Source organism: Streptomyces sp. NPDC021019 (genome assembly GCF_044333295.1).
Lineage (GTDB): Bacteria > Actinomycetota > Actinomycetes > Streptomycetales > Streptomycetaceae > Streptomyces.
In genome coordinates, this window is sequence record NZ_JBIRQR010000005.1 from 173992 (window position 1) to 199663 (window position 25672).

Here is a 25672-nt window from a genome sequence, read left to right on the forward strand (position 1 = left end):
TCCGTGAGAGGCGACATGACGAACCGAGGCACTACCCGGCGCACCGTCCTGACCGGTGCGGCCGCCCTGGGCGCGGCGGCGACGCTGCCCCTGGCCCTCGCCGGTCCCGCCCACCCGGCGTCCGGCACGACACGTGCCGGGGCCGAGGACGCCGCGGCGCTGCGCACCCGTTGGCACACGCTCCTGACCGGCGGCCCCGGCCTCGACCGGGACGACGAGCGGATCGCCGCCGCGACCGCCCGTGTGGGGCGGGCCGGGGCCACCGCCGCCACCGGTCTCGACCCGTCCCGGACGGACGGGCTGTTCCCCGACCTGACCAGCACGACGCTCTCCAACCACGTCACCACCTCGTTCAAACGACTGGCGACGGCGGCGACCGCCTGGGCCGTCCCCGGCACCCCGCAGCACGGCGACGCGGCGCTGCTGGCGAAGCTCCTGAGCGGCGTCGACTGGATGCTGAACCGCCGTTACGGTCCCGAGCACACCCGGTTCGACAACGACTGGGACTGGGAGATAGGCGCGGCGCTCGCGCTCAACGACACGGCGGTGCTGCTCCACGACCAGCTGGGCGCGGAGCGCCTGGAGCGGGTCACGACCGCCGTGCACCACTACACGCCGGACCCGAACCTGTGGCGGGTGAACCGGCAGATCGCGACCGGCGCCAACCGGGTGTGGGTCTCCACCGTGGTCGCCGTCAACGCGGTGCTGCGCGGCGACGGCGCCGCGCTGGCCCGGGTCCGCGACGCCCTTTCGGATGTCGACGGTGCGGGCGCCAACAGCGTCCTGGCCTTCAACGACACCGGCGGCGCGGCGGCCGGCACGGGCGAGGGCTTCTCGTCCGACGGCTCGTTCCTGCAGCACTACAAGCACCCGTACAACGGCGGTTACGGCAAGGAGCTGCTGGGGAACCTGTCCCGGCTGCTCAACCTGCTGGCCTCAACCGCGTGGACGGTGACCGATCCCGATCTCGACAACGTGCGGGGCTGGGTGGACGACGGCTTCGACCCGCTGATGTTCCGGGGCGATGTGATGGCCTCGGTGTGCGGGCGGGAGATCGCCCGGCCGAGCAAGCAGGGGCACGCGTCGGCGCAGACCGTCATCGAGGCGGTGCTGCGGCTGATCCCCTGCTTCCCGGGCGAGCCCGCCGACCGGTTCACGGCGCTGGTGAAGCAGTGGATCGCCGAGGACGGCTACCGGGACTTCCTCGCGGTGACCGACCTCGCGTCCCTGGTCGCCGCTCAGCGTGCGATCGCCTCCGCCGTCCCGGCCCGCGGCCCGCTGGTCGCCCACAAGCAGCACCCGCGGATGGACAAGGCGGCCCACCACCGCCCCGCGTTCGGCCTGGGCATCTCCGCGTACTCGACCCGGATCTACAACTACGAGTCGATCCAGAACGAGAACCTGCGCGGTTGGCACCTATCGGACGGGATGGTGCTGCTGTACACCGATGATCTCGGCCACTACAGCGAGGACTACTGGCCCACCGTCGACCCGACCAGGCTGCCCGGCACCACCGTCATCGCCGGGCGTCCGGCCGACGCGGCGGGGCAGCGCACCACCAGCACCGCCGACTGGGCGGGCGGCACCGCGCTTCCGGACACGACGCTGGGCGCGTACGGGATGGAGCTGCGGGCCTTCGGCAGCACGCTGCGCGGGCTCAAGAGCTGGTTCTGCCTGGACGACGTCATCGCCTGTGTCGGTTCGGGCATCACCGCGGAGGCGGGGACCGCCGAGACCGTGGTGGAGAACCGCAAGCTGCGCGACCCGCGGGCCACGCTCCTCGTGAACGGCGCGGCCGCCCCGGCCGGCCCCGCCTGGTCGGACGGGCTGGCGGACGTCCGGTGGCTGCACCTGGCCGGGACCGGCGGGTACGTCTTCCCCCGGCCCGCCGCCGTGCGCGCCCTGCGCGAGGAACGCACCGCGACCTGGCGGGAGATCAACCTCAAGTACGGCACCGACACTCCGGTCACCCGCCCGTACCTGACGCTCTGGCACGACCACGGCCCGGCTCCGAGCGGGGCCGGCTACTTCTACCTCCAGCTCCCCACCGCCTCCGCCGGGCGCACCCGGCTGCTGTCGGCCGCGCCGCCGGTGGAGCTGATCGCCGATTCGACCGCCGTGCACGCGGTGCGGCGCGGCGCGGACGGGCTCCTCGCCGCCAACTTCTGGCGGGCGGGCGCGGCGCGGGAGCTGAGCTGCGACGGTCCGGCGTCCGTCCTGGTGCGCCCGAAGGGGCGGAACGTGAGCGTCGCCCTGTCCGATCCCACCCAACTGCGGTCCACCGTGGTGGTCGAGCTGGCCGGGCGCGGGCTTACGCTCGCCTCGGGCGGCCCCCGGGTGAGCGCGACGCGCACGCCGGGCTCCATCCGGATCACGGCAGACACGTCGGGGCTGCGCGGATCGACCCTCGACCTCACCCTGAAGAGGAGCTAGAGACTTGCTGTTCGACATGGATCTGGAGCGGCTGCGGGAGTACCGCCCCGAGCCGCAGGAACCGGCCGACTTCGACGCCTTCTGGGCGAAGACCCTCGCGGAGAGCGCCCGGCACGACGTCGACGCCCGGTTCGTGCCGTACGAGACGGGACTGGCGACCGTCGACGTACTCGATGTGACGTTCAGGGGCTGGGACGGGCAGCCGGTGAAGGCGTGGCTGATGCTGCCGAAGCAGCGCTCCGGGCCGCTGCCCGCCGTGGTGCAGTACATCGGGTACAACGGCGGGCGGGGCATCCCGTACGCGTGGCTGACCTGGAGCGCGCTCGGCTACGCCCATCTGGTGATGGACAACCGGGGGCAGGGCGGCGGCGGCAGGAACACCGCCGACACCCCGGACATCGGGCCCGAGGGCCACGGCTCGTCCTCGCCCGGTTTCCTGACCCGGGGCATCGAGGACCCCCACCGGCACTACTACCGGCGGCTCATCACCGACGCGGTCCGGGCCGTCGACGCGGCGAAGGCCCACGACGCGGTGGACGCCGAACGGGTCGCCGTCCTAGGCGGCAGCCAGGGCGGCGGACTCGCGCTGGCCGTCGCCGGACTGCGGGACGACGTGGCGGCGGCCGTCGCCGACGTGCCGTTCCTCTGCCACTACCGGCGGGCCTCGCAGATCACGGACGCCGGGCCGTACGCGGAGATAGCCCGCTGGCTCTCGGGGCACCGCTTCCGGATCGAGGAGGCGATGGCGACCCTGTCCTACTTCGACGGGGTCAACTTCGCCGCGCGCGCGAGCGCGCCCGCATGGTTCTCGGTGGGACTGATGGACCGGATCTGCCCGTCCTCCACGGTGTTCGCCGCCTACCACCGTTACGCGGGACCGGCCGAGATCGAGGTGTTCCCGTACAACGGGCACGAGGGCGGCGCCGAGTACGACCTGCCGCGCAAGCTGGGCGCGCTGCGGGGGGTGTTCGGGGCCTGAGGGGCCGGGGCGGCGGGTCACCGGCCCAGCGCGGCCATCGCCGCGTTGTGGCCGGGGACCCCGCTGACGCCGCCGCCGCGCACCGCGCCCGCCCCGCAGAGCAGAACGTTGGCGTGCGCGGTCTCCACGCCCCAGCGCCCGGCGCCCTCGTCCGCGTACGGGAAGGAGAGGTCGCGGTGGAAGATGTGACCGCCGGGCAGCCGCAGGTCCCGCTCCAGGTCGAACGGGGTCTTGGCCTCGATGCAGGGCTCGCCGTTCGCGTCGAGGGCCAGGCAGTCGGTGACCGGCTCCTCCAGGTGCGCGTCCAGTTCGGCGAGGGTCGCCTTCAGCAGGGCCGCGCGGGCGGCGTCGTTGTCGGCGGCGAAGAGCCGGGCGGGGGCGTGCAGGCCGAAGAGGGTGAGGGTCTGATAGCCGCGCGCGGCCAGGTCGGGGCCGAGGATCGACGGGTCGGTCAGCGAGTGGCAGTAGATCTCGGAGGGCGGGGCGGCGGGCAGCCGTCCGGCCGCCGCGTCCCGGTAGGCGTCGGCGAGCTGCCCGTACCCCTCGGCGATGTGGAAGGTGCCGGCGAAGGCCTGCCGGGGGTCGACGGACCGGTCGCGGAGCCTGGGCAGCCGGGTGAGCAGCATGTTCACCTTGAGCTGTGCGCCCTCGACGGGCGGCGGTGGGGTGTCGCCGAGGAGGGCGGCAAGGACCTGCGGGGAGGCGTTGACGAGCACCCGGCGGGCGGCGACGACGTGTTCTCCGTCCGGGGTGCGGACGGTGACCTCGGCGTGGGTGCCGTCGGTCTCGATCCGGGTCGCCTCGTGCCGTACGCGGATCTCGGCGCCCGCCGCACGGGCGGCCCCGGCCAGCGCGTCGGTGAGCGCGCCCATGCCGCCCACGGGGACGTCCCAGTCACCGGTGCCGCCGCCGATCACGTGGTAGAGGAAGCACCGGTTCTGGAGCAGCGAGGTGTCGTGGGCGTCGGCGAAGGTGCCGATCAGGGCGTCGGTGAGGACGACCCCGCGCACCAGGTCGTCGGTGAAGTTCTCCTCGACGGCCACCCCGAGCGGTTCCTCGAACAGCATCCGCCAGGCGTCGGTGTCGTCGATGCGCTCGCGCAGCGCGTCCCGGCTCGGCAGCGGCTCGGTGAGCGTCGGGAAGACCCGGGTCGCGAGCCGCTGGGTCATGGCGTAGAACCGCTGCCAGGCCGCGTACTCGCGCTCGCCACCGGTCAGCGCGGCGAAGGAGTCCCGGGTCCCGTCACCGGCGACGAGCAGCCCAGTGGGGCGTCCGTCGCGCACGGCGGGGGTGTAGGAGGAGACGGTCCGCTTGCGTACGGCGAAGTCGAGGCCGAGGTCCCGGACGATCTTGTCGGGCAGCAGGGACACCAGATACGAGTAGCGCGAGAGCCGGGCGTCGACCCCGGCGAAGGGGCGGGTCGAGATCGCCGCTCCCCCGGTGTTGCCGAGACGTTCCAGGACGAGGACCGACTGCCCGGCACGGGCCAGGTAGGCGGCGGCGACCAGACCGTTGTGGCCGCCGCCGACGATCACGGCGTCGTAGCGGTCGCGGGCGGGCGCGCCGGGGCCGGAGGCCCCCCGGGCGGCGGGCTGACCTGCGGTTGACCGGGGTGCGGGTGTCCGGGGTGCGGGCATGCACCTTCGTAACACGCGGCCTTCCGCCCCGGCCAGGGTGGCGTGCGTCCCGGTTGGGCGACGGACGCCAAGGCCAGGAGGGACGGACGCGGGACTGGACGGGACGGACGCGGGACGGACGCGGGACGGACGCGGGGACGCGCGTGCGGGTCAGGTGTGGTGCGGTCCGGCGGCCTCCGCCGGCCGTCCGAGCCGCTCCAGGCAGTGCGCCTCGTCGTCACGGGCCGCCAGCGTCTGGGGGTGTTCGGGGCCCAGCACCCGGGCGCGTGCCTCGGCGACCTCCCGGTACGCCGTCAGTGCCTCGCTCCACCGGCCGAGCCAGCCGAGCCCCGCGGCGACCTCCCGGCGGCTGATCACCGTTTCCGGGTGATCGGGTCCGAGGGTGCGTTCCCGGAGCGCGCAGACCTCGCGCGCCTCGGCGAGTGCCTCCTCCCAACGGCCCGTCCGCCCCAGGTTGACCCCGAGGCCATGGCGGGCGCGCAGCGTCTCGGGGTCGGCGGCGCCCGCGGTCCGGGTGCGGTCGGCGACCAGGGAGCGGTACAGCTCCAGGGCCTCCGCGTCGCGGCCGAGCCGGCCGAGGCTGATGCCGGCCTCGTAGCGGGCGGCGAAGGTGTCGGGGTGATCGGGCCCCAGGGTGCTCGCGCGGGCCCTGGCGACGTCCTGGAAGGTGTCCAGCGCCTCGGCCCAGCGGCCCAGCCTGCCCAGCGTGTACGCCACTTCGTAGCGGGTGGTGAGGGTGTCGGGGTGCGTCGCGCCGAGCAGCCGGGCGCGGGCTTCGGCGACCTCCCGGGCCAGCTGCCAGGACTCCTCGGGCCGCCCCAGCCTGCTGAGGTTGAACGCCATGTTGTGGCGGCAGCGCAGGGTGTCGGGATGGTCGGGGCCCATGACGCGTTCGCGGACGGCGAGGACCGCTCCGTACACCTGGTGGGCCTCGGCGTGCCGGCCGAGCCGGCCCAGGGCGTGGGCGGTCGCCTGGCGGGCGGCGAGCGTCTGTGGGTGGTCGGCGCCCAGGGCGCGTTCGCGGCCCTCGGCGACCCGGGCGAACTCGCGCAGCCCCTCCTCGGCCCGGCTCGTGCGGCTGAGGGTGAGGCCGAGTTCGTAACGGCTGGCGAGGGTGTCGGGGTGGTCGGGGCCGAGGACGCGGCCGCGCTGGGCGGCGACCTCCCGGTGCACCTCGCCCGCCTCCTCCCAGCGGCCCAGGCGGCCGAGGTCGATGCCCGCGCTGTGACGGCCGTCGAGCGTGGCGAGGAGATCGGGAGCGGGGGGCCCGGCCGGCCCGGATACGGCGAAGCCGGAGTGCGCGGCGGTGGCGGAGTGCGGAGCGGTGGCGGAGTGCGGGGCGGTGGCGGAGTGCGGGGCGCCGGTGGAGTGCGGGGCGCCGGTGGTCCACTGGCCCGTCAGCCCGGCGGCCGGGTCGGGTCGTTGGACGCCGGAGCCCGTCGCCCCGGTCGCCCGGTGTCCGGCGGTCATGGAGCGGGTCCAGGCGGGCAGGGCCCTCGTGCGCGGCGGGTGCTCGGCGCCGGACAGGGCGAGGGGTCCCGGTCCGAGCGCGGGCCGTTCCCCGGTCCGGCCGAGGACGATGCGCCGGTGCAGGTCGCCCGCGTCGACGGGCCGCTCCTCGGGAGCCTTGGCGAGCAGGTCGAGGACGACGCGGTCGAGGAAGCCGGGCAGGTCGGCACGGTGGGTGCGCAGCGGTTCCGGCGCGGTGTCGCGGTGTCCGACGAGCACGGCCCAGGCGTCGTCCTGGTCGAACGGTGGTACGCCGGTGGCGATTTCGTACAGGACGCAGCCCAGGGAGTAGAGGTCGCTGCGGTGGTCGACCTCCTTGCCGCTGATCTGCTCGGGCGACATGTAGTGCGGGGTGCCCATGGCGAGGCCGCTGGTGGTGAGGCGGGACGTCATGCCGATGTCGTGGCCGAGGCGCGCTATGCCGAAGTCGCAGATCTTCACCGTGCCGTCGGTCAGCCGCATGATGTTGGCGGGCTTGAGGTCGCGGTGGACGATGCCCTGCCGGTGGGTGTAGCCGAGGGCGTCGGCGACCTGTTCCGCGATGTCCACGACGTGGTCGACGGGCAGCGGATGCTGCTGGTTCCCCTCCAGCAGCTGGCTCAGGTTGTGCCCGTCGAGCAGCTCCATGACGAGGTAGAGCACGCCCTCGTGCTCGCCGAAGTCGTGCACGACGGTGACGCCCCGGTGCTGGAGCGAGGCGGCCACCCGGGCCTCGCGCCGGAAGCGTTCGCGCAGGACGCGGGTGAACGCCCGGTCGTGCTGGGGGCCCATGGGTTTGAGGCATTTGACGGCGACCTGGCGGCCCAGCGACTCGTCGCGGGCGCGCCACACCTCGCCCATGCCGCCGCGCCCGATCAGTTCGAGCAGTCGGTACCGGCTCTGGATCAGCCTGGTGTCCGCCATCTGCCGCTTCCCGCCCCCGTTGTTCCCCGCTGCTAGCGCTGTGCCCTCCCCGGCCCGTCCAGTATGGCGGCCGGTCCGCGGAGTCTGTACGCGGCGGGGCGGCTGTCGGGCCCCAGCCGTGCCATCGCCCCGAGAATATGACCGGGCGGCAGCTGCCAGCGCACCCGGTCCGGGATCGCGCGCAGGACGGCGCCGGCGGCGCGCAGCCTCCGGTCGACGATGGCCGGCGGCGGGGCCGGCCTGCCGTACAGCTCGTGGGCGTACGGGGGCAGGGACTGGTAGGCCAGCGCCGCCACCCGCCGCCACACCAGGGCGCGCGCCGGAACGATCCAGGGGCGCACGGGCGGGCTGCGGAGGAAGTCGTCGACGTCGGCGGCCTCGGCTCCGGCGGCGAGTTCGGGGCGCACCCGGTCGAAGTAGGCGGCGAGCGCGGTGGTGGTGGCGGGCACCCGTTCCGGATCGAGGCCGACGAGGCGGGCGCCGGTGCGGTGTTCGTCGATGTACCGGTCGGCCTGGGCGTCGGTGAGGGGGTAGCCGGAGCGGCGCTGGACCTGGAGGTAGGAGTCGGCCTCGGCGCAGTGCACCCAGAGCAGCAGTTCCGGTTCGTCGACGCCGTACGTCTCCCCGGTGTCCGGGTCGGTGGCCTCGATCATGCGGTGGATCCGGCGGACCCGGGCGCCCGCCTGTTCGGCGGCGTCGGTGGTGCCGTAGGTGATGGTGCCGACGAAGGACGCCGTACGCATGAGCCGGCCCCAGGCGTCCCGGCGGAAGTCGGAGTTCTGGGTGACTCCGCGCACGGCGCGCGGGTGGAGGGCCTGGAGGTAGAGGGCGCGGATGCCCGCGATCCACATCATCGGGTCGCCGTGCAGCTGCCAGGTGACCGACCGGGGCCCGAAGAGGCCCGGGTCGGGGCGCGACGGAGAGGCGTCGTTCATTCGCGGGTACCTCCGGCTCGGCGGTGCACGGGGGCGGTGCCGGAACGCGTACGGACCGGGACCGGGACCGATGGTACGTCGGGGAGGGGCGTCTCCGGCAGGGCGGTCGGACGGTGACCGGGCCCCCTGCACGGTGGCCGAGCGGTCCGCGGTCCGTGCGGGGCCGCATTCGGCGCGCCCCCTTGGAATACCCCCGGGGGGTATGCTGTTATGGCGGATGTCCCCAGGACGGAAAAGAAGACCGAAGACACATCACACACGTGGAGTCACGATGAACAACCATTCCGGCCACGACATGACCGCCCACGGCGGCGCCCGTCCCGGTGGGCTGTCGGTCTCCGAGAACGGGTACACCCTCGAACTCGACTCGACGATCTTTCCGGCCGGGGTACGGACGGTCACCTTCCGGGTGACCGGTCCCGACGGACGACCGGTGACCGAGTTCACGCCCGAGCACGAGAAGAAGCTGCACTTCATCGCCGTCCGGCGCGACACGACCGGTTTCCAGCACGTGCATCCGGTGATGGACGGGGAGGGCACCTGGAGCGTCAACCTGAGGCTGGAGCCGGGAGACTGGAGGTTCTTCGCCGACATCCACCCGGTCGGCCACGGCGGGACGCTGACGCTGGGCATCGACGCCTCGGTCGCCGGGCCGTACGACCCACAGCCGATTCCCGGGGGCTCGCGCAGCACCCACGTCGGCGAGTACACCGTCACCCTCGACGGCGAGCTCCTGCCCGGCACGGCGAGCGACCTGACGCTCACCGTCAGCCGGAACGGGCGGCCGGTCACCGATCTTCAGCCCTACCTGGGTGCGTACGGGCATCTGGTGGCGCTGCGGGCCGGCGACCTGGGCTACCTCCACGTCCACCCGGAGGGCGAGCCCGGTGACGGCGTCACCGAGCCGGGGCCCGGGATCACCTTCATGGCCGCGGCGCCGTCGGGCGGCGTCTACCGCCTCTACCTGGACTTCCAGCACGAGGACGTCGTCCGGACAGCCGAGTTCACGGTACGCACGACCGCGGCCGCCCCCGGCCCGGACGCGGCGCCCCGAGCGGCGTCCGAGCACACGGGCCTCCGCGGCGGCCACCCACACCACTGACCGGCCGCGGGAACGTCACCGGCCGGCCGGGGCCGCGCACGGCCCCGCCGAGGGGCGCTCGACCCGTCGAGCGCCCCACCCCCCTCCAGTCCAGCCTCCCCGTCGGAAGGACCACCATGCCCCGCCTGACCCGACTCACACCCGACACAGCGGTCGGCGCCTCGCGCGACCTCCTCGCCGAACTGGTATCCCGGCACGGCGAGGTCGGGGACATGGTCTCCACGATGGCGCACTCGCCCGCCGTCCTGGGCGGCTATCTGCAGCTCAGCCGGGCCATGGGACGAGCCAAGCTCGACCGCGGGACCAGCGAACGGATCTCGATCGCCGTCCAGACCGTGCAGGGCTGCCGGCTCTGTCTGGACGCCCATGTCAGCGGCGCTCGCAGGGTGGGAGTGGACGAGGGCGAGATCGAGCGTGCCCGCGCGGGCACCTCGGACGACCCCGGGATCGCGGCGATCATCGCCCTCGCCCTCCAGGTCCACCGCGAGCCGACGTCGATCACCGACGCCCAGGTCGTCGCGCTCCGCGAGCACGGCTACAGCGACCGCGCGATAGCCGACGTCGTCGGCGTCGTCGCACTCAACGTCCTCACCGGCGCCTTCAACCTGCTGGCCGGACTCACTCCGGAGAGCGGCGCCGATGCGTAGGGACGTCCCCGCCTCCCCCCGCGGGGCGCGGCCTCCGGCGCGAGGCCGCGCCCCGCCGCACGGACCCGGAAGGGACACGCCATGCGCCTGTTCGCCAACCGCGACTACCGCCGCCTGTTCGGCGCGCAGATCATCGCCCTCTTCGGCACCGGACTGGCCACCGTGGCCCTCGGGCTGCTCGCCTACGACCTCGCCGGCCCGAGCGCCGGGGCGGTCCTCGGCACCGCCCTGACCATCAAGATGGTCATGTACGTGGTCATCGCCCCGATCGCCGCCGCGTACGTCGACCGTCTCCCCAGAAGAACCCTGCTGACCGTCCTCGACGCGCTGCGCGCCCTGGTGGTCCTGGCGCTGCCGTTCGTCACGGAGATCTGGCACATCTACCTCCTGGTCGGCCTGCTCCAGGCCGCTTCCGCGGCGTTCACCCCGACGTTCCAGGCCGTCATCCCCGACATCGTCACCGAGGAGCCCGACTACGTACGCGCCCTGTCCGCCTCGCAGGTCGCCTCCACGATGGAGAGCCTCCTCTCCCCCGTCCTGGCAGCGGTCGCCCTGGCGTTCCTGAGCTTCGACCGGCTGTTCCTCGGCACCTCCGCCGGATTCCTCCTCTCCGGCCTGCTCGTGCTGTCGACGCGCATCCCCGAAGCCCGTCCCAGCTCCCACACCCGGGCGTGGGACAGGGTGACGGCGGGGATCGGGACCTTCCTCGGGACACCGCGGCTGCGCGGCGTCATGGCACTCAATCTCGCGGTCGCGGCGGCGGGCTCGATCGTCGTCGTCAACACCGTCAACTACGTCCGTGACGAGCTCGGGGGCTCGCAGTCGGCCGTCGCGTGGATGCTCGCCGCCTCCGGCGGCGGGACCCTGCTGGCCGCCCTCGTCCTGCCGCGGCTACTCGACCGGGTCGCCGCCCGGACGGTCATGGTGACCGGCGCGGGATTCCTCGTCGGCGGCACGGCCGCCGCGGTGACGCTCGCCGCGGCCGGACTGACCACCTGGACCGGTACGGCGATCGTCTGGGCCCTGATCGGCATCGGCATGGCGCTGGTCATCACCCCGACCGGCAAGGTCCTGCGCGCCTCGGTGGAACCGAACGCGATCCCCGGGGTCTTCGCCGCCCAGTTCTCCCTCTCGCACCTCGCCTGGCTGATCACCTACCCCATCGCCGGATGGCTCGGCACGAACACCGGCTTCGCCGCCGCCTGGTCCGTCCTCGCGGCGCTCGCCGCCGCGGGCGCGATCGGCGCCCTCCTCCTGTGGCCGCGTAACGACGGACGAGAAGCCTCGCCCGGGACCCTGACCACCGTCCCGGCCGAACGCCCGTCGGACCGGTCCGCCCTCTCCAAGGCCGCCCGGAACGCGCTGTCGGTCGCCGACGTCGCACGGGCCCGGACGGAGCCCGGGAAGGGCCATATCCCCCGACAGCCGTATCCGATCGGCCCCACCAGCCGATCGACATACCCCTAGGGGGTATATTGCTCACTCGAAGCGAGATACCCCCCTCCCGTATTGGAGAAAGCTATGTCAACCTCGTCCGCCCCTCCCAGCCCACGCCGCTGGACGGCACTCGTCCTCATAGCCCTGGCCCAGTTCACGGTCATCATGGACACGTCCATCATTGGCGTGGCCCTCCCCAAGATGCAGATGGACCTGGGCTTCTCCCCCGAGGGTCTCTCCTGGGTGTTCAACGCCTACGTCGTCGCCTTCGGCGGGCTCCTCCTGCTCGGTGGGCGGCTCTCCGACCTGTTCGGCGCCAAGCGGATCTTCGTCGCCGGATGGATCGTGATGGCCGGGGGATCCCTGGTCGCCGGCCTCGCCTCCGAGATCTGGGTCGAACTGACCGGGCGCGCCCTGCAAGGCGTCGGCGCCGCGCTGATCGCCCCGTCCGCCCTGACCCTGCTGATGATGCTCTTCGGCTCCCGCCCCAAGGAACTGACCAAGGCGCTGGCGCTGTACGGCGCGGCGGCCCCGGCGGGCGGCACCGCCGGCGTCTTCCTCGGCGGTGTGATCACCGAGTACGCCAGCTGGCCCTGGGTGTTCTACATCAACATCCCGATCGCCCTGATCGTGCTGGCCCTCACCCCGGGGGTCATGCCCTCCTCCCCCGTTCGCCGCGGATCCGTCGACTTCGGCGGAGCGGCCACCGTCACCGTGGGACTGGCCACCGCCGTCTACGCCATCGTTCGCGCCCCGGAAACCGGTTGGGGCTCGGCCGAGACCTGGCTCGTCCTGCTGGCCGGCCTGGCGCTCATCGCCGCGTTCGTCGCCATCCAGTCGAAGCGCCGCGAGCCGCTGATGCGGCTGGGCATCTGGAAGGCCCCCAACCTCGCCGGCGCGAACATCGCGCAGCTGCTGATGGCGGCCGCGTGGATCCCCATGTGGTTCTTCCTCAACCTGTACCTCCAGCAGGTCCTGGGGCTGGGAGCGTTCGCCTCGGGCGCGGCCCTGCTGCCCATGACGGTCGCCATCATGATCATGATGATCGTCCTGGCACCCCGTCTGATGGCCCGCTTCGGAAGCAAGCCGCTGATCGTCACCGGGCTGCTGGCCCTCGCGGCAGGCATGCTGTGGCTGTCGTTCGCCCGGGCGGACGGCACCTTCTGGGTCGACGTCCTGCCCGCGTCCCTGCTGGCCGCGGCCGGCATGTCGCTGGCGTTCATTCCCTCCCTCGGCACCGCACTGTCCAGTGCGCGCCCCGAGGAGGGCGGCCTGGCCTCCGGCATCGTCAACACCAGCTACCAGGTCGGCTCCGCACTCGGCCTGGCCGCGATGACGGCCGTGTCCGCGGCGTACGGCGCCCGTGAACTCGGCAACCCCGAAGCACTCACCAACGGGTTCTCCGCCGCCTTCATCGGAGCGGCGGCACTCGCCGCCGTCGGCGCGGCCGCGTCGCTGCTCACCCTGCGCGGAACCCCCGCCCAGGACTCCGCCCCCGGCGAGAAGCAGCCCGTCTAGGCGGGCGGCGCTCGAACCCGCAGGGGCCGGCCCGATGGGCCGGCCCCTGCGGGGCGGTCGGGTTCGGGCGGCCGGCTCAGGCGCGCAGGAACGTCTCGACGCTGGTCGCCAGGGCCGGCGGAGTCTCGTACATGGGGTAGTGGCCGCTGTTCGGGATCTCTTCCAGTTCGGCGTTCGGATAGTGGCTGAGCCACGTGGCGCGCATCGCGTCGGCCGTGAGGGCGAGATCGTGCTCGCCGACGACGACCTTGACCGGGACGGGGTTGCCGGTGATCCGCTCCGTGAGGTCGGCGGTGACCCAGTCCTTCACGTAGCCGCCGAACGCCTCGGGGGTCGACCACTCCAGCGAGCGGTCGACCATCAGGTCGAGCCATACCCGGGGCGCGCGTTGACCGGTGACCAGGTCCACGATGGCCCGTCGCTTGTCGCGGTCGTGCGCGGCACCGTAGAACAGCGCCTCCCCGTCGCGGTCCAGCGGATAGACGCCGGCGGGGACGGGCGCCAGGCCGACCAGCTTGCGCACTCTCCCCGGAGCCTGTGCCAGCACCTGCTGGGCCGCCTTGCCGCCCATGGAGTGGCCGATGAGGGAGAAGCTCTCCCAGCCGAGTTCACCGACCAGGGCGAGGGCGTCGTCGGCGATCTCGGCGAGCGTGTACGCGCCGCGGACGGCTTTGCGATCGCCGTAGCCCCGGTAGTCGAGGAAGGCGTAGCCGAAGGTGTCGCCGTCCAGGCAGTCCAGGAAGGGGCCCCAGCCGGAGCTGGTCCCGAACCAGTCGTGGAGCACCAGCACTTTGTGGTCGCCGGAACCGATCAGACGGTGCGGCATGCTCATACGGGCTTCCTCCCGGGTCGTGGACGATCGGGCGCGCGGGGTGCGGCGCGCACCGGATCCCTTCCCCCGGCCGGGACCGCGAACCGGATCGACGCGGGGTGCCGCCGCCCGTACGACGGAGTCCGGCCCGGCCGCGGGTGGTCTCGACGGCGTCGAGAGCGGCGACGGAGGTGGCGTCCCAGATGTGGGCCGAGCTCAGATCGATGACGCCCCGGTCGAAGTCGTTCGCGCAGCCGGAAGACCGGGGTGGGGACGGACGCGGATCCGCGCTGCGGTGCGCCCGCGGTCACGTCCGGGGGCGGAGCGTCACGGCGGGCGGAGCGCGGCGCCGGGTGTCTCGGGCTCGCGCCCGTTCTTCTCCTGAGACAATCGAACCTTCGTCGGAGGCTTCATCGGCCCCGGCACGGTGGCAGGGCAGCGGAACGCGACCTCACCTCCGGCAGCTCCTCCCTGACGTCAGGGTGGAGATCGGCTGAGGGGCGCCCGACCGGACGGAAGGACGGTTGCCGCGGAAGCGGCAGCGGGGGGACGATCCTGGAAACGCACCGGGAACGAGAGAGGCCAGAGGCACCGGCGTGGACGGCAAGCACAGGCGGATCGGCGAGGCCGCCGCCCGGCCGGAGGGGGAGGCGGACCGTTGCCATGTATCCCGCTCGGGGCAGACCATCAAGTCCCGCGAAGAGGACAGGTAACGGTTGATGCACACACCAGAGCTGACGGAAGCCCACATCGAGGACGCGAGCAACATCCTGGTCGCACCTTCGGCGTTGCACGACGACGACGCGATCAGGAACTTCTTCGGTTCCGTGATCACGCCCGAGCATCTCGCCTCCGGTGCGCCCGACCTCACCCGAAGGACCGTCTACCTGTGCGGTGACATATCCGCGCTCAGCGGCCGCCGACTGCACTCCGCCGCCCGGGTCTTCGTCGTCCGGGAGCTGTCGCACGGGTACCGCGAGGACAGCGACGGACCCTGGCCCCTCATCGACAGCGGCCGCGTCCCCCTCCGCGTACACGGAGTCGGCGTGTACTACCGCCGCTTCTTCGGGCTCGACGCCGGTCATTTCGATGGGATCCGCTCGGAGCACGCGTTCCAGTCCCTGACGGAGTCCACCAAGCCCGGCACGGCGCATCGCAGCGGAATCTACCTGACGCCCGTCACACGGAACGGCGACGAGCTGCGTTTCCGCCTGCTCCGGTGCTCCACGAACCTCTCGGGGCCGACGGAGGGCTTTCGCCCGACCGACACACTCATCGTCGAGGCGCTGAACCGCGAGGCGGCCACCGTCTTCCGGGACCAGGCTCCGCTGAATCACGTCCTCGCCCAGATCTACCACAACACCCTTGCCACGGCGGAGCGCAAGCAGTCCAAGGCCAAGATCTCGGCCCATGCCGACAAGACCAAGGACATGCCCGTCAACGGCATCATGGCGTTCTGCACCTTCTACGACGGGCTCGACAGTCTGCGCCCCCTGGCCGATGACGCCTTCGACTACGGCGTGAGGGGCACCAGCGGGCTGACCCGGCTCCGCTTCCGCCTCAAGGACGCGACCGGGGAACTCGGCGGGGTCGCGCTCCCCGCGCAGTTCGGCGTGACTCTTTATCCCGGCTCCGTGTTCTTCATGCCGCTGTCCACCAACCGCCTGTACACGCACGAGATCCGGCCCTCGGCGCTGGACGCCGAGTTGCTCCCGACCCGCCTGGGGTACGTGGTGCGCTGCTCGACCACCGAAGCCGTGCACAGGGACGGCCGCACGTTCCTCGACATGGCCGGAGACCTGGTGGAGCTGCGACCACCCACACCGTCCGGCATGGACGATCTTCGCAAGCTGTACGCCGAGGAGAACAGGACCTCGTCGTTCATCGACTACGGCGACAGATTCCTCTTCAGCATGAACACGGGGGACTACGTTGCCCCCCGGGTCTAGGTTCTCGGATGAGATCCTCGTGTGCGCCGTGCCGACAGAGGAGGATCTCTTCACCGAGCTGTCCGCGTCGGCGCGTCTGGAAGACGTGGGCAAGGGCCGGCGAGGCGCCGTGCTCACCAGGACGGACGAGGCTCGCGGTGTTCCGCTCGTCCGCACGACCACGCGGTACAGCAGCCCGGCGCAGCGCTTCCGGGCCGTGCACGAACGGCTGGCGCGGCACGTCCAGGAACGCGCGGCGCTTCCGGTCGGCTTCAACAACGCTCTCATCGAGAGCTACACGAACGCCTATACGAAAATGGGCAGCCATTCGGACCAGGCGCTCGATCTGGCCGACGATTCGTTCATCGCCGTCTTCTCCTGCTATCCGCGTCCCGAAGCGGGCCCTCCGAGAAAGCTGATCTTCGAATCGAAGGACTCCGGTGACGAGAAGTTCGAGATCCCGCTGAGCCACCACAGTGTCGTCGTGTTCTCCGTCGACGCGAACAGACGGCTCAGACACAGAATCGTGCTGGAGAATCCCTCCGGATTGGCTGACAACCTCTGGCTGGGCGTGACGTTTCGGACGTCGAAGACCTTCGTCCTCCATCGCGACGGTCAGGCGCACCTCCCGCAGGGTGCGCGCCTCACGTCGGCCGACGAGGAGCAGAGGGGCGAGTTCTACCGGCTGCGACGCCGCGAGAACAGGGAAACGGACTTCGTCTACCCCTCGCTGACGTACACCGTCAGCGAGAGCGACCTGATGCCGCCCGTCTGACGTTTCGGCCTCGGCAGCCGGGACCTCCCCGCGGAGCTACAGGCTCCGGGCATGGCGGCAGACGGGTCAGAGGGCGTCGGCGGAGTCGAGCAGGACGCCCTCGTAGGCGAGCCACTGGGCGAAGGCGTGCAGCCCGTGGCCCAGCGCCGTCGCCGGAGTCCAGGCGGGAACCCGAGCGGCCTCGACCGGGTCACGCCACGGCGATGCGCCGTCCGACGCCGCCCGCCGTACCGGTACAGGGCGCACGGAGTCGTGCACGGCTTGGGCCAACTCCACGGCCGTGCAGGGCTTCTCGGGCACGACCACGAGGTCGCGCCGGGCCGGCCGGGTGCGCAGGACGGCCTCGATCGCGTCGGCCAGGTCGTGGACGTAGACGGGATGGACTGCGGCGTCGGGGTCGCCTTCGACGGTGACGGGGCGGCTGCGCAGCGCGTCCCACACCATGCGCCCGATCGGGGTGCGGTGCGAGCAGCCGGGGCCGTAGACCTCGCCGACGTCCAGCAGGTACGGGGCAGGGGCGTTCCGCGGACGGACGGTCACCTGCGCTTCGGCGGAGTGGAGCCGCGTCAGGTCGATCACGGCGTCGGAGCGCACGCCTCGGTCGGCCAGCCTGCGTACGAGATGTTCGCCGAGCGGGGTCGCCGCCCCGCGCCAGATCAGGCCCCCCTGCCGTCGAGCACGTGGGCGGCGCTCGGAAGCGGCCTCACGCCCGGCCAGGAGCGCCTGCCGCGCCACGTCGGCCAGCGGTGCGCGGCGCTCCGTGATGTGCTCCTCCGTGCTGGTGTTGCTGATGCCGCCGGGGCCGATCGTCGCGATCGCCTCCGTGTACGCCTCCGATGTCACGGGCGGTTCGGGCAGTCCCGCGCGGGCCGCCTCGAACCCCGTGGTGAGGGCCGTGAGCCAGGTGCCCCGGACGTCCGGGGCGACCTGGCTGTGGCCGGGCGGGCGCAGGAGAGCGGTCGGTAGTCCCACCCCTCGGAGGTACTGCTCCGCGTCCAGGTGCAGCCAGCGTTCGGGGCCCGGGCCCGTGACCCGGACCGCGCAGCGTGCGGCACCGTACTTGAAGAACGGGAGCACCGTCAGGCCGTCCAGGGTCCGCCCTTCCTCCCCGGCGCGGTCGCCCGGCAGGAAGCAGACGGAGCGGCGCGGGCCGCGGAAGGCGTTGCCGGAGATCGAGCCGCGGTCCTCGTGCTCCGCGAGGTTGGGAGCGGCGACGTAGCGTGGTACTCCCTCGGCCCGCAGGTAGCGGTGCATCAGGATGTCGTCGGGCCAGCCGCCGAGCCGTTCCCTGCCGTACCCGACGAAGCCCTCGGCGACCGAGCGCGGCAGTACGATGGCCACGCACGGGAAGTACTCGTTGACGGCGCCGACCCAACGGGCGCCCGCCAGCGTGCCGAACCGCACGGCCGCCCCGTTGCGGGAGTCCCAGAGCGCGAACAGGGCGAGCGCCGCGTCGGGGTGCTCCTCGATCGCCCCCCGGACCCGCTCGAAGAAGGATTCGGACAACCTCATGTCGTCCTGTACCACCAGTTGATGTGTGGCCCCTTCCTCGATCGCGGACCATGCGGCGAGCGCGGTGCGCAGGACGGAGGGGGTACCGGTGGGATCGGGGTCCATGACGACCCTCATCAGCCCCGAAGGCGCGCTCAGGGCCAGTTCCTCGGCTGCCTCACGGCGCCTGGGATGCGTCATGACCACCGCGCTGAGTCGTTGACGTGCCATACGTCCTCCCTCGATCCGATCCGCCGGCCCCCGCCGGGCATCCGTCCGGAACCGTCGCCCGGCGGCCGGATCCGGACAGTACGGAGGGTGTCGGCAGCCCGCAAGAGTGCCGAAATGGCCCCCTGGCAGACGGGCGACGTGCCCGTGGATGCTTACCTGGCCCGCCGTGGTCCCCGACCGGTCGGCATGCCTCTCCCCCGATGCCCGAAAGGGGCTTTCATGCCCGCGTTACCCCGCTCGACCGCCGCCACCACCGATGCCACGGAGGAGACCGTCCGGTCCCGGCTCGACAAGCTCCGCGACGCCCGCGTCGTCGTGACCGGCGGGGGCGGCCTCGTCGGAAGCAGGCTGACCCGGCTCCTGCACGGGGCGGGCGCGGCCGTCACCGTCCTGGACCGTATGGACGCCTACCCCGAGTCCGGGCACGAGACCTTCGGGGTGGCGCGCGGTGGTGCCCGGCTCGTCGTCGGCGACGTGCGCGACGCCGACACCGTGGGCCGGCTGCTGCGCGAGGCCGACTTCGTGGTCCACGCGGCCGCCTACGCGGATGTGGCGGCCTGCACCCGCCGCCCGGACATCGCCTTCCGGGCCAACGTGGAGGGGACGCAGGTCGTCCTGGAGCAGGTGGCCCGGCACCCGGTCCGCCGGCTCGTGATGGTCTCCTCGGCCTCCGTCTACGGGGATGGTGTGCCCTCCGCCGGGGGGCCGCAGGTGTTTCACGAGGACCAGCCGCTCCACCCGGTGTCCGTGTACGCCAACTCGAAGCTCTGGGCCGAGCACCAGACCCGGCTGATGCTCGGTGCCTCCAGCGGCTCCGAGTACGCGGTGGTGCGCTACTTCTCGGTGTACGGCGAGCCCCAGATCCCCAAGCCGGGCAGCCACTCCTGGATGGTGCCCTGGCTCTCCCTCCAGGCGCGCCTGGGCCGTCCCATGAGGCTCAACGGAGGAGGGGACCAGGTGCGCGACCTCATCCACGTCGACGACGTCGCCGAGGCCACGGCGCTGGCCCTGATCGAGGAACGGATGGCCGAGCAGACCGTCAACGTCGGTACGGGCCGGCCCACATCGGTCCGCGAGGTCGCCGACCTGATCGCCCCGTACTTCCCCGGCGCCCGGCAGATCGTCACCCCGCGGCCCGACGGGGACCCGCTCGGCGGTTACGCGTCGACCGAACGATCCCGCGAACTGCTGCGCTGGCAGGCGGGCGTCGAGGTCCGGGAGGGCGTGGACCGGTATGTGCGGTGGTTGCTCGCCACGCCGGAGGCCATGCCGCGCTGGCTCGCCGACGCGGCCGGTGACGAGTGACACGCCGCGCACCGACGGGACCGCGACGCGCGGGACGCGTGGAACGACGAAGAGGACGCGTAACTGAATGAGTTACATCGGTTCATACATCTGGTCGTTGCGCCAGAAGGTCGGCTCCAGGACGCTGCTGGTGCCGGGCGCGCAGGTGCTGCTCCTCGACGCCGAAGGGCGCGGGCTGTTCCAGCAGCGGGCGGACAACGGGGTCTGGGAACTCCCGGCCGGCGCGTGCGAGGAGGGCGGTGACTTCGCTGACGCCGCCGTGCGAGAGGTCGCCGAGGAGACCGGTCTGCGGGTGGAGAGGGAGGACCTGGTGGCGTTCGGGTCGCTCTCCGATCCACGCGTGCACACCCTGACCTACCCGAACGGCGACGTGACCCACTGCTTCGCCCTCTGCTTCGTCACCCGGCACTGGTCGGGAACGCTGGCGCCCGGTGCCGACGAGGTGCGGCAGGCCCGGTTCCAGCCGCTCGACGCCCCGCTCCAGCCACTGCATCCGCCGACCGCGGTGGTGCTCTCCATGTACGAGAGGTTCCGCACGGAAGGGAGGTTCCAGGCCCGGTGAATGCCATGCACGCGATACGAGCGACGGTGCCGTGCCGGGCCTGCCTGTCCGGCGAGGATCTGGACTGGCTCGGCGGAGGCCGCTCGGTCAGCCTCGCGCTCGCCCTGATGACGACCGTGGAGGCGGGTCCCGGTCCCGCGCCGGAGGACGAGGCGGCGGAGGGCTGGCCGCGGGAGGTGTGGGCGTTCCTGCGCGAGCGGCTGCCCGGGCTGCCCCTGCGGCCGCCGGCCGTCACCGTCCGCAGCCAGGCTCCGGCGGCGAGCGGACTGTCGTCCTCCACGGCTCAGATCGTGGCACTGTTCCGGGCGTTCACGGACCGGGCGTTCACCGGTCGGCGCGTCGATGACCGCACGATCGCCCAGTGGGCGTACGAGTTCGAGTTCGCCGTGTTCCACGGCGGCGGCATGGACCATCTCGCCGTCGTCGAGGGCGGTGCCCTCCTCCTCGACGGCCGTGAGCGCGGGCTCCCGGCCGTGCGCGAGCGGCTGGAGTTCCCGGCCGAGTGGCGGGTCGTCGTCGTGGACTCCGGCACCCGCAAGGACACCCGGCACCACATTCGGGACGTACGGGCGCAGCTCGCGGCCGACGATCCCTCACTCGCCGCCTACCGGGCGGTGGCCGACGAGGCGTCGGAGCGCGTGTGGGGTGCACTGCGCGACAGGGACCTGGCGGCGCTCGGGGCCGCGATGGTCCGCGCCCACGAGGCCATGCGGGACCACCAGCGGATGTCGACGCCCCTGCTGGAGGAGGTGCGGGCGGTCTCGCAGCGCGCTGCAGGCCTGCCGCTGAAGCTCAGCGGCGCCGGTGGTGGCGGTGCGCTGGTGGGCGTCTGCACGGCCGACGCGGCGGAGGAGACGGCGGAGCGGCTCACACGGGCGCTGCGCGTCTCCCACCCGCAGGCCCGGGTGATTCCCGCGCCGGCGGCCCCGAGCCCCGTCGGGGGGCCGGTACCGGCCGGGAGCGGCCGAGGGGCGTCCGGCGGATCAGGGCCGCACGCCTAGGACGGCTCTTCATCGCCCTGCCGCCTGCCTGCCGGGCGGCAGGGCGATGAAGGTTCTAGAGGAACGGGTCGTAGTCCTCCGCGAGCGGGAGCTCGCCGGCTCCTCGGTCGATGCGCTCCAGCTCCAGGTTGGAGCGGTGGCGCGCGCAGTGGAACCGGCAGTCCCGGCTCGGGTCGATCATCCCCCGGTCCGAGTCCCGCCAGATGTCGGCGAGGTTGTCGGTGACGGCGTCGCCGATCCGGGCGAGCGGATTGCCTCGGTGGTAGGCGCAGACGTACACCCCGGAGGGGGTGACGAGGGTGCGGAGTTCGGAGACCCGGCAGCGGTCGTACTCCTTGGGCTGGACAGGCCCCACGTGGTTGCGCAGGGCGGTGAGGGTGGAGGAGTTGACGAGCTGGAAGGTCTCGCTCTCCAGGCGGGCGGCCTCGGCCAGTTGCCGGTCGACGGATTCCACCACCTCCTCGGGGACCTGGACGATGTGGTGGTCGTCGTCGAACATGGCCTTGGTCTCGAAGTAGTCGCAGCCGATGTCGTGAGCGAGTTCGGCGGCGCGCAGCACCTCGTGGTGGTTGGTGACGGTCCGCCCGTCGGGTTCCCGCCGAGACATCACCAGGAAGGAGTAGCCCAGCGACCCGGTCTTCTCGGCGGCGAGCAGCCGCATGTTCTCCACGACCTTGTCGAAGACGCTGCGGCCCTTGCGGTCGGGCCGGAACAGACCGTAGGTCTCGGCGGTGCCGGCGTCCATGGAGACGCGGACCCAGGTGGCGTACCGGGCGAGCTCGGTGAGGTTCTGCCGGATCATGGTGCCGTTGGTGACGACTCCTATGGACAGGCCCGCTTCGCCGAGTATGCGTAAGACGCCACGCGTACCGCGATGGGCCAGGGGCTCCCCGCCGCCGATGAGGACCACGCCCCGTACGGACATGGCGACGAGTTCCTCGGCGAGGGCCGCGAGCCGTTCGGGGGTGAACCGGCCCTGGTTGAGGAGCTTTCCGCTGATGCACTCCGGGCAGGCCAGGTCGCAGAACGTGGTCGGGTCGAGGTCCACGACGAGCGGAGCGCCGGAAGGCTTGCCGGTGGCGGCCTCAAGGACCCGGGGCCAGTCCGTGGGCTGGTACAGCTTGGAGACGAGGTCGAGACGGTCGTGCGTCACAGGGTTCTCCTCTGTGGTGAACAGGGTTTCGCCGACAGGTCGTTCCGGTACCGGGGCAGGCGTTCTTCAACCCTTGACCGCTCCGGCGGCGATTCCTGCGGCGATCTTGCGATGAACGGCCAGAAAGAACACGACGACGGGCAGGGCGGTGAGCGTGGCACCCGCCATCAGCCCGCCGTAGTCCGTGCCGAAGCTGGTCTGGAAGGAGACCAGCCAGATGCTGAGGGTCTGCTTCTCCGGGGTGGAGAGCAGCACGTAGACGAGGACGTACTCGTTCCATGCCTGGACCATCGCGAAGACGGAGGTGGCGACGAGCCCGGGGGCCAGGAGCGGCAGGACGACGCGGACGAACGCGGTGATCCGGCCGCAGCCGTCGACCATCGCGGCCTCTTCGAGCTCCACCGGGATCGTGGCGATGAAGCCGTGCAGCATCCACACGGTGAACGGCAGGGTGAAGACGAGGTAGACGAGGATCACGCCGGCGAGGCTGTCGGTGAGACCGGCCTCGTTGAGAAGCAGGTAGACGGGGATCACCAGGGCGGCGAGGGGAATCATCTGGACGGTGAGGATCACGACGATGAACGCCTTGCGTCCGGCGAAGCGGAAGCGGGCGAGGGCGAACGCCGCGAGGGAACCCACCACCAAGGAGACGAGGACGGTTCCGAGACCGATGACCGCACTGGAGCGGACGTTGGCCCAGAAGGTCTCGGTGCTCATCGCGCGGGTGAAGTTGGCGAGGGTGGGGCTGCTCGGCCAGAACTCGGGCGGAAGGCCGAGGATCTCGCTCGCCGGCCGGAACGCGGTGAGGACCATCCAGTAGACGGGGAAGCCGAGGACCGCGGCCACGAGGAGGGTGAGGAGATCGTAGCGGCGCCGGTGCCGAGGGCTTTTCCTGTGTCTGCGTCCCGGGCTCACTCGGTCTCTCCCAGTTTCATCATCTGCCGCAGGTAGACCACGGCGCCGGCGAGCATCAGGACGACGGTGACCAGGGCGATGGCGGCACCGACGCTGTAGCGGTTGACTGCGAAGGACTCGATGAAGGCGTGCACGCCGAGCAGGTAGTACTCGCGCTCGGGCTGGCCGCCGCGCATCAGCCAGATCTGGTTGAAGACACCGAAGTCCCAGATCGCCATGAGGGTCGTGACCATCACGAAGAGCGGCTTGACCACGGGGAAGGTGATGTAGCGGAAGACCTGGAACGGGCGGGCTCCGTCGATGACGGCGGACTCCTCCAGCTCCGGCGGAACCTGGGCGAGCGCCGCGTGCAGACTGATCGCGGCGAAGGGCAGCGCGCCCCAGACGACCACCCCGGTGATCACGGCGAACCCCTGCCACGGATCGGTGAACCAGTTGTGCCGGGCGAGGTCGATCCCGGGCAGGGCCGAGAGCGACCAGTTCACGACGCCGTAGTCGGCGTCGAAGAGCCAGCGGAACACGGCCGCGGCGACCATCACCGGCATAGCCCACACGGCGACGAGCACCCCGGCGAGGACCGCCCGGGCCCACGGCGCCGCCCGTCGCATCAGCAGGGCGACGAGGAGGGCGCACCCCATGGTGAGGGTCACGCAGACGACGGTGAACAGGGCCGTGCGGCCCGTCACGGTCCAGAAGAACCGGTCGCCGAGGATCGTGCGGAACTGGTCGAGACCGGCCCAGGGCGGGGTCTCGCCGCTGAACAGTTCCTTGCGCGTCATGTCCTGGAAGGCCAGCGTGACCATGTCGACCAACGGGTAGCCGAGAACGACGACGAGCGCGAGCAGGGCGGGGGCGATCAGGAGGTAGGGAAGGACGGGGCGCGGTGAGCGCCGGACCGGATCAGCGCTCATTGATCACGGCGTCGATCCTGCGGTCGGCCTCGCGCGCGGCGTCCTGGACGGACGCTTTTCCGGTGGCGATGCGTTCCAGCATCTCGGGCAGGATGTTGGACTTCTCCACCGAGGTCCAGCCGGGAGCGAGGGGCGTGACCCAGCCGCGGGCGGCGGCCTGGGCGGCCGGGCCGTTGATGCCTCCGGCGGCCACTTCGCCGAGCTGGACGGTGTTGTTGGGCAGCGTGTTGGCGGCGACGAGCTGCTGCTGCGACTCCCGGTCGGTGAAGAGGCGAATCCAGTCGGCGGCCAGTTCCTGGTTCCGCGACTTGGCGGGTACGGCCAAGGTGGAGCCGCCGAGGAACGGCGGAAGCAGCTCTCCGGACGGGCCGGGGAAGGGGAAGGTGGCGAACTTGCCCTTGAGGTGCGGATCGCCGCCGGAGCGGGCGTCGGCGGCGGCCTCCGCCTCCCAGGTGTTGCCGTAGAAGACGCCGACCTTGCCCTGACCGACGACCGCCGGCTGGTCGCCGTTGTCCTTCGCCCGGTCGCCGACGTAGTAGTCGTCCAGGAGCTTCTTCCACGCGGTGAGCCCCTTGACGGATTTCGGTGAGGAGAGGTCTCCGTGCCAGTGTCCGTCCTTCTCGACCGCCATCTCACCGCCGACGTCCTTGACGAATCCCATGGCCGCGTACCAGTAGCGGCCGGGCATGTAGAGGGCGGAGAAGCTGGGGTCCTTGGCGCCGTACTCCTTCTTGAGCCGGTCGAGGGCGGCGATCAGCTCGGGGTACGTGCGCGGGGCGGCGGTCACACCGGCGCGCTGGAAGTAGTCGGTGCGGTAGACGCCGACGCGCGCTCCCACGTAGTACGGCACGCAGTACGTCTTGCCGTCGAGCCGACAGGCGTCGGCGAGCGCCGGCAGCCACTGCCCGGACTGGTCGAAGGTCTTCGGGTCCACCGTGGTGAAGGCGTCGTTGACGATGTAGTTGGTGGTCTCGCTGTTGCCCATCTCCACGACGTCGGGCGCGTTGCGGCCCGCGAGGACGGCGTCGAGCTTCTGGTTCTTCGTCGTCCACTGCTGGTACTGGACGTCGACCTCCACACCGGGGTGCTTCTTCGCGAACCGGGTGTTGGCGGAGGCGACCAGCTCCGGCCAGCTCTCGCGCGCGTCCACCATCAGCCACACCGTCAGTGTGCCGTCGTCCCCGGCCCGTTCACCCGACCCGTCCTGTCCGCCGGAGCCGCATCCCATCGCCATGACGAGCAGCATGGCCCCCAGGGCCACGGATCGGCGAGATCGGGTCAGTGCCATGAATTCCTCCGGACGTGGTGCGTCAGGGCGTACCGGGCTTCGGCGACGGTCTTCTCACTACCCCGTTGATCGCGTCGCTCAGCGGCGGCACGGAGTTTCGGCCGGAAGGCGACGGTGGGCGTCCGCCTGGAGAGTGCGGCACGTACCCGCTGCGCTGCGCGGATGCCGTTCGCAGCCGGAGCGGCGGCGGACGCACTCAGG

General features: G+C 72.0%; 20 protein-coding genes. 11 read left to right on the forward strand and 9 right to left on the reverse strand.

The features are described from left to right. Window positions 1–15 precede the first annotated feature (15 nt). Window positions 16–2433: a polysaccharide lyase 8 family protein gene (locus tag ACH4RG_RS25870; protein WP_397929027.1), complete on the forward strand. Its 2418-nt coding sequence runs from the start codon at window positions 16–18 to the stop codon at window positions 2431–2433. A 4-nt stretch (window positions 2434–2437) separates the two neighbouring features. Continuing rightward, complete coding sequence (locus ACH4RG_RS25875) at window positions 2438–3412, forward strand: acetylxylan esterase (RefSeq protein ID WP_397925531.1); 975 nt, start codon at window positions 2438–2440, stop codon at window positions 3410–3412. Window positions 3413–3429: 17 nt separating this feature from the next. Here ACH4RG_RS25875 and ACH4RG_RS25880 read toward each other — a convergent pair whose 3' ends face one another. The 3 genes from ACH4RG_RS25880 to ACH4RG_RS25890 all read right to left on the reverse strand — a co-directional run bounded on the left by ACH4RG_RS25880 (window position 3430) and on the right by ACH4RG_RS25890 (window position 8396). Then, complete coding sequence (locus tag ACH4RG_RS25880; protein WP_398540324.1) at window positions 3430–5049, reverse strand: phytoene desaturase family protein; 1620 nt, start codon at window positions 5047–5049, stop codon at window positions 3430–3432. A gap of 150 nt (window positions 5050–5199) precedes the next feature. Then, window positions 5200–7461, reverse strand: a complete 2262-nt coding sequence (locus ACH4RG_RS25885) for a tetratricopeptide repeat protein (protein ID WP_398540325.1) — start codon at window positions 7459–7461, stop codon at window positions 5200–5202. A 32-nt stretch (window positions 7462–7493) separates the two neighbouring features. Further along, window positions 7494–8396 (reverse strand): oxygenase MpaB family protein, encoded by a 903-nt coding sequence (locus tag ACH4RG_RS25890; protein WP_397929019.1) that lies wholly within the window; start codon window positions 8394–8396, stop codon window positions 7494–7496. A gap of 271 nt (window positions 8397–8667) precedes the next feature. Between ACH4RG_RS25890 and ACH4RG_RS25895 the strand changes: the two genes are divergently transcribed. The 4 genes from ACH4RG_RS25895 (at window position 8668) to ACH4RG_RS25910 (ending at window position 13100) form a co-directional block, all read left to right on the forward strand. Continuing rightward, a complete protein-coding gene (locus ACH4RG_RS25895) occupies window positions 8668–9498 on the forward strand; it encodes a hypothetical protein (RefSeq protein ID WP_398540326.1) in 831 nt (276 codons plus the stop codon). Between the two features lie 116 nt (window positions 9499–9614). Further along, window positions 9615–10145 (forward strand): carboxymuconolactone decarboxylase family protein, encoded by a 531-nt coding sequence (locus ACH4RG_RS25900; protein ID WP_397925522.1) that lies wholly within the window; start codon window positions 9615–9617, stop codon window positions 10143–10145. Window positions 10146–10226: 81 nt separating this feature from the next. After that, window positions 10227–11612 (forward strand): MFS transporter, encoded by a 1386-nt coding sequence (locus ACH4RG_RS25905; RefSeq protein ID WP_398540327.1) that lies wholly within the window; start codon window positions 10227–10229, stop codon window positions 11610–11612. Window positions 11613–11666: 54 nt separating this feature from the next. Then, on the forward strand, window positions 11667–13100 hold the full coding sequence (locus ACH4RG_RS25910) for an MFS transporter (protein ID WP_397924821.1): 1434 nt from the start codon (window positions 11667–11669) through the stop codon (window positions 13098–13100). Window positions 13101–13176: 76 nt separating this feature from the next. Here the strand turns inward: ACH4RG_RS25910 and ACH4RG_RS25915 are convergent, their stop codons facing one another. Continuing rightward, on the reverse strand, window positions 13177–13932 hold the full coding sequence (locus tag ACH4RG_RS25915) for an alpha/beta fold hydrolase (RefSeq protein WP_397924819.1): 756 nt from the start codon (window positions 13930–13932) through the stop codon (window positions 13177–13179). A gap of 698 nt (window positions 13933–14630) precedes the next feature. On the opposite strand from ACH4RG_RS25915, the gene ACH4RG_RS25920 reads away from it, so the two are divergent. Both ACH4RG_RS25920 and ACH4RG_RS25925 read left to right on the forward strand, forming a co-directional pair. Beyond that, on the forward strand, window positions 14631–15860 hold the full coding sequence (locus ACH4RG_RS25920) for a hypothetical protein (protein WP_397924817.1): 1230 nt from the start codon (window positions 14631–14633) through the stop codon (window positions 15858–15860). Then, the gene (locus tag ACH4RG_RS25925) at window positions 15844–16614 is read left to right on the forward strand and encodes an alpha-ketoglutarate-dependent dioxygenase AlkB (RefSeq protein WP_397924815.1); all 771 of its coding nucleotides are present in this window, start codon (window positions 15844–15846) and stop codon (window positions 16612–16614) included. Before ACH4RG_RS25920 ends, ACH4RG_RS25925 begins: the two co-directional genes overlap by 17 nt. Window positions 16615–16680: 66 nt before the next feature. Here ACH4RG_RS25925 and ACH4RG_RS25930 read toward each other — a convergent pair whose 3' ends face one another. After that, complete coding sequence (locus ACH4RG_RS25930) at window positions 16681–18336, reverse strand: hypothetical protein (protein WP_398540328.1); 1656 nt, start codon at window positions 18334–18336, stop codon at window positions 16681–16683. Window positions 18337–18555: 219 nt separating this feature from the next. On the opposite strand from ACH4RG_RS25930, the gene ACH4RG_RS25935 reads away from it, so the two are divergent. The 3 genes from ACH4RG_RS25935 (at window position 18556) to ACH4RG_RS25945 (ending at window position 21204) form a co-directional block, all read left to right on the forward strand. Then, a complete protein-coding gene (locus tag ACH4RG_RS25935; RefSeq protein WP_397924811.1) occupies window positions 18556–19641 on the forward strand; it encodes an NAD-dependent epimerase/dehydratase family protein in 1086 nt (361 codons plus the stop codon). A gap of 67 nt (window positions 19642–19708) precedes the next feature. Continuing rightward, window positions 19709–20203: an NUDIX domain-containing protein gene (locus ACH4RG_RS25940; protein ID WP_397924809.1), complete on the forward strand. Its 495-nt coding sequence runs from the start codon at window positions 19709–19711 to the stop codon at window positions 20201–20203. Between the two features lie 5 nt (window positions 20204–20208). Then, on the forward strand, window positions 20209–21204 hold the full coding sequence (locus tag ACH4RG_RS25945) for a mevalonate kinase (RefSeq protein ID WP_397924807.1): 996 nt from the start codon (window positions 20209–20211) through the stop codon (window positions 21202–21204). 55 nt (window positions 21205–21259) lie between these two features. Here ACH4RG_RS25945 and ACH4RG_RS25950 read toward each other — a convergent pair whose 3' ends face one another. From ACH4RG_RS25950 to ACH4RG_RS25965, 4 genes are all read right to left on the reverse strand, one after another. Next, complete coding sequence (locus ACH4RG_RS25950) at window positions 21260–22357, reverse strand: radical SAM protein (protein WP_397924805.1); 1098 nt, start codon at window positions 22355–22357, stop codon at window positions 21260–21262. Window positions 22358–22423: 66 nt separating this feature from the next. Continuing rightward, entirely contained in the window at window positions 22424–23203 is a 780-nt protein-coding gene (locus ACH4RG_RS25955) for a carbohydrate ABC transporter permease (RefSeq protein WP_397924803.1), read from the reverse strand. A 65-nt stretch (window positions 23204–23268) separates the two neighbouring features. After that, a complete protein-coding gene (locus ACH4RG_RS25960) occupies window positions 23269–24183 on the reverse strand; it encodes a carbohydrate ABC transporter permease (protein WP_397924801.1) in 915 nt (304 codons plus the stop codon). Continuing rightward, window positions 24173–25471 (reverse strand): extracellular solute-binding protein, encoded by a 1299-nt coding sequence (locus ACH4RG_RS25965; protein WP_397924799.1) that lies wholly within the window; start codon window positions 25469–25471, stop codon window positions 24173–24175. Before ACH4RG_RS25965 ends, ACH4RG_RS25960 begins: the two co-directional genes overlap by 11 nt. Window positions 25472–25672 lie beyond the last annotated feature (201 nt).

What these genes read in the sequence shown, in the direction of transcription:
- ACH4RG_RS25870 (WP_397929027.1), top strand. Translation starts at nt 16, where the DNA reads ATGACGAACCGAGGCACTACCCGGCGCACCGTCCTGACCGGTGCGGCC.
- ACH4RG_RS25880 (WP_398540324.1), bottom strand. Translation starts at nt 5,049, where the DNA reads ATGCCCGCACCCCGGACACCCGCACCCCGGTCAACCGCAGGTCAGCCC.
- ACH4RG_RS25885 (WP_398540325.1), bottom strand. Translation starts at nt 7,461, where the DNA reads ATGGCGGACACCAGGCTGATCCAGAGCCGGTACCGACTGCTCGAACTG.
- ACH4RG_RS25890 (WP_397929019.1), bottom strand. Translation starts at nt 8,396, where the DNA reads ATGAACGACGCCTCTCCGTCGCGCCCCGACCCGGGCCTCTTCGGGCCC.
- ACH4RG_RS25895 (WP_398540326.1), top strand. Translation starts at nt 8,668, where the DNA reads ATGAACAACCATTCCGGCCACGACATGACCGCCCACGGCGGCGCCCGT.
- ACH4RG_RS25900 (WP_397925522.1), top strand. Translation starts at nt 9,615, where the DNA reads ATGCCCCGCCTGACCCGACTCACACCCGACACAGCGGTCGGCGCCTCG.
- ACH4RG_RS25905 (WP_398540327.1), top strand. Translation starts at nt 10,227, where the DNA reads ATGCGCCTGTTCGCCAACCGCGACTACCGCCGCCTGTTCGGCGCGCAG.
- ACH4RG_RS25910 (WP_397924821.1), top strand. Translation starts at nt 11,667, where the DNA reads ATGTCAACCTCGTCCGCCCCTCCCAGCCCACGCCGCTGGACGGCACTC.
- ACH4RG_RS25915 (WP_397924819.1), bottom strand. Translation starts at nt 13,932, where the DNA reads ATGAGCATGCCGCACCGTCTGATCGGTTCCGGCGACCACAAAGTGCTG.
- ACH4RG_RS25920 (WP_397924817.1), top strand. Translation starts at nt 14,631, where the DNA reads ATGCACACACCAGAGCTGACGGAAGCCCACATCGAGGACGCGAGCAAC.
- ACH4RG_RS25930 (WP_398540328.1), bottom strand. Translation starts at nt 18,336, where the DNA reads ATGGCACGTCAACGACTCAGCGCGGTGGTCATGACGCATCCCAGGCGC.
- ACH4RG_RS25935 (WP_397924811.1), top strand. Translation starts at nt 18,556, where the DNA reads ATGCCCGCGTTACCCCGCTCGACCGCCGCCACCACCGATGCCACGGAG.
- ACH4RG_RS25940 (WP_397924809.1), top strand. Translation starts at nt 19,709, where the DNA reads ATGAGTTACATCGGTTCATACATCTGGTCGTTGCGCCAGAAGGTCGGC.
- ACH4RG_RS25945 (WP_397924807.1), top strand. Translation starts at nt 20,209, where the DNA reads ATGCACGCGATACGAGCGACGGTGCCGTGCCGGGCCTGCCTGTCCGGC.
- ACH4RG_RS25960 (WP_397924801.1), bottom strand. Translation starts at nt 24,183, where the DNA reads ATGAGCGCTGATCCGGTCCGGCGCTCACCGCGCCCCGTCCTTCCCTAC.
- ACH4RG_RS25965 (WP_397924799.1), bottom strand. Translation starts at nt 25,471, where the DNA reads ATGGCACTGACCCGATCTCGCCGATCCGTGGCCCTGGGGGCCATGCTG.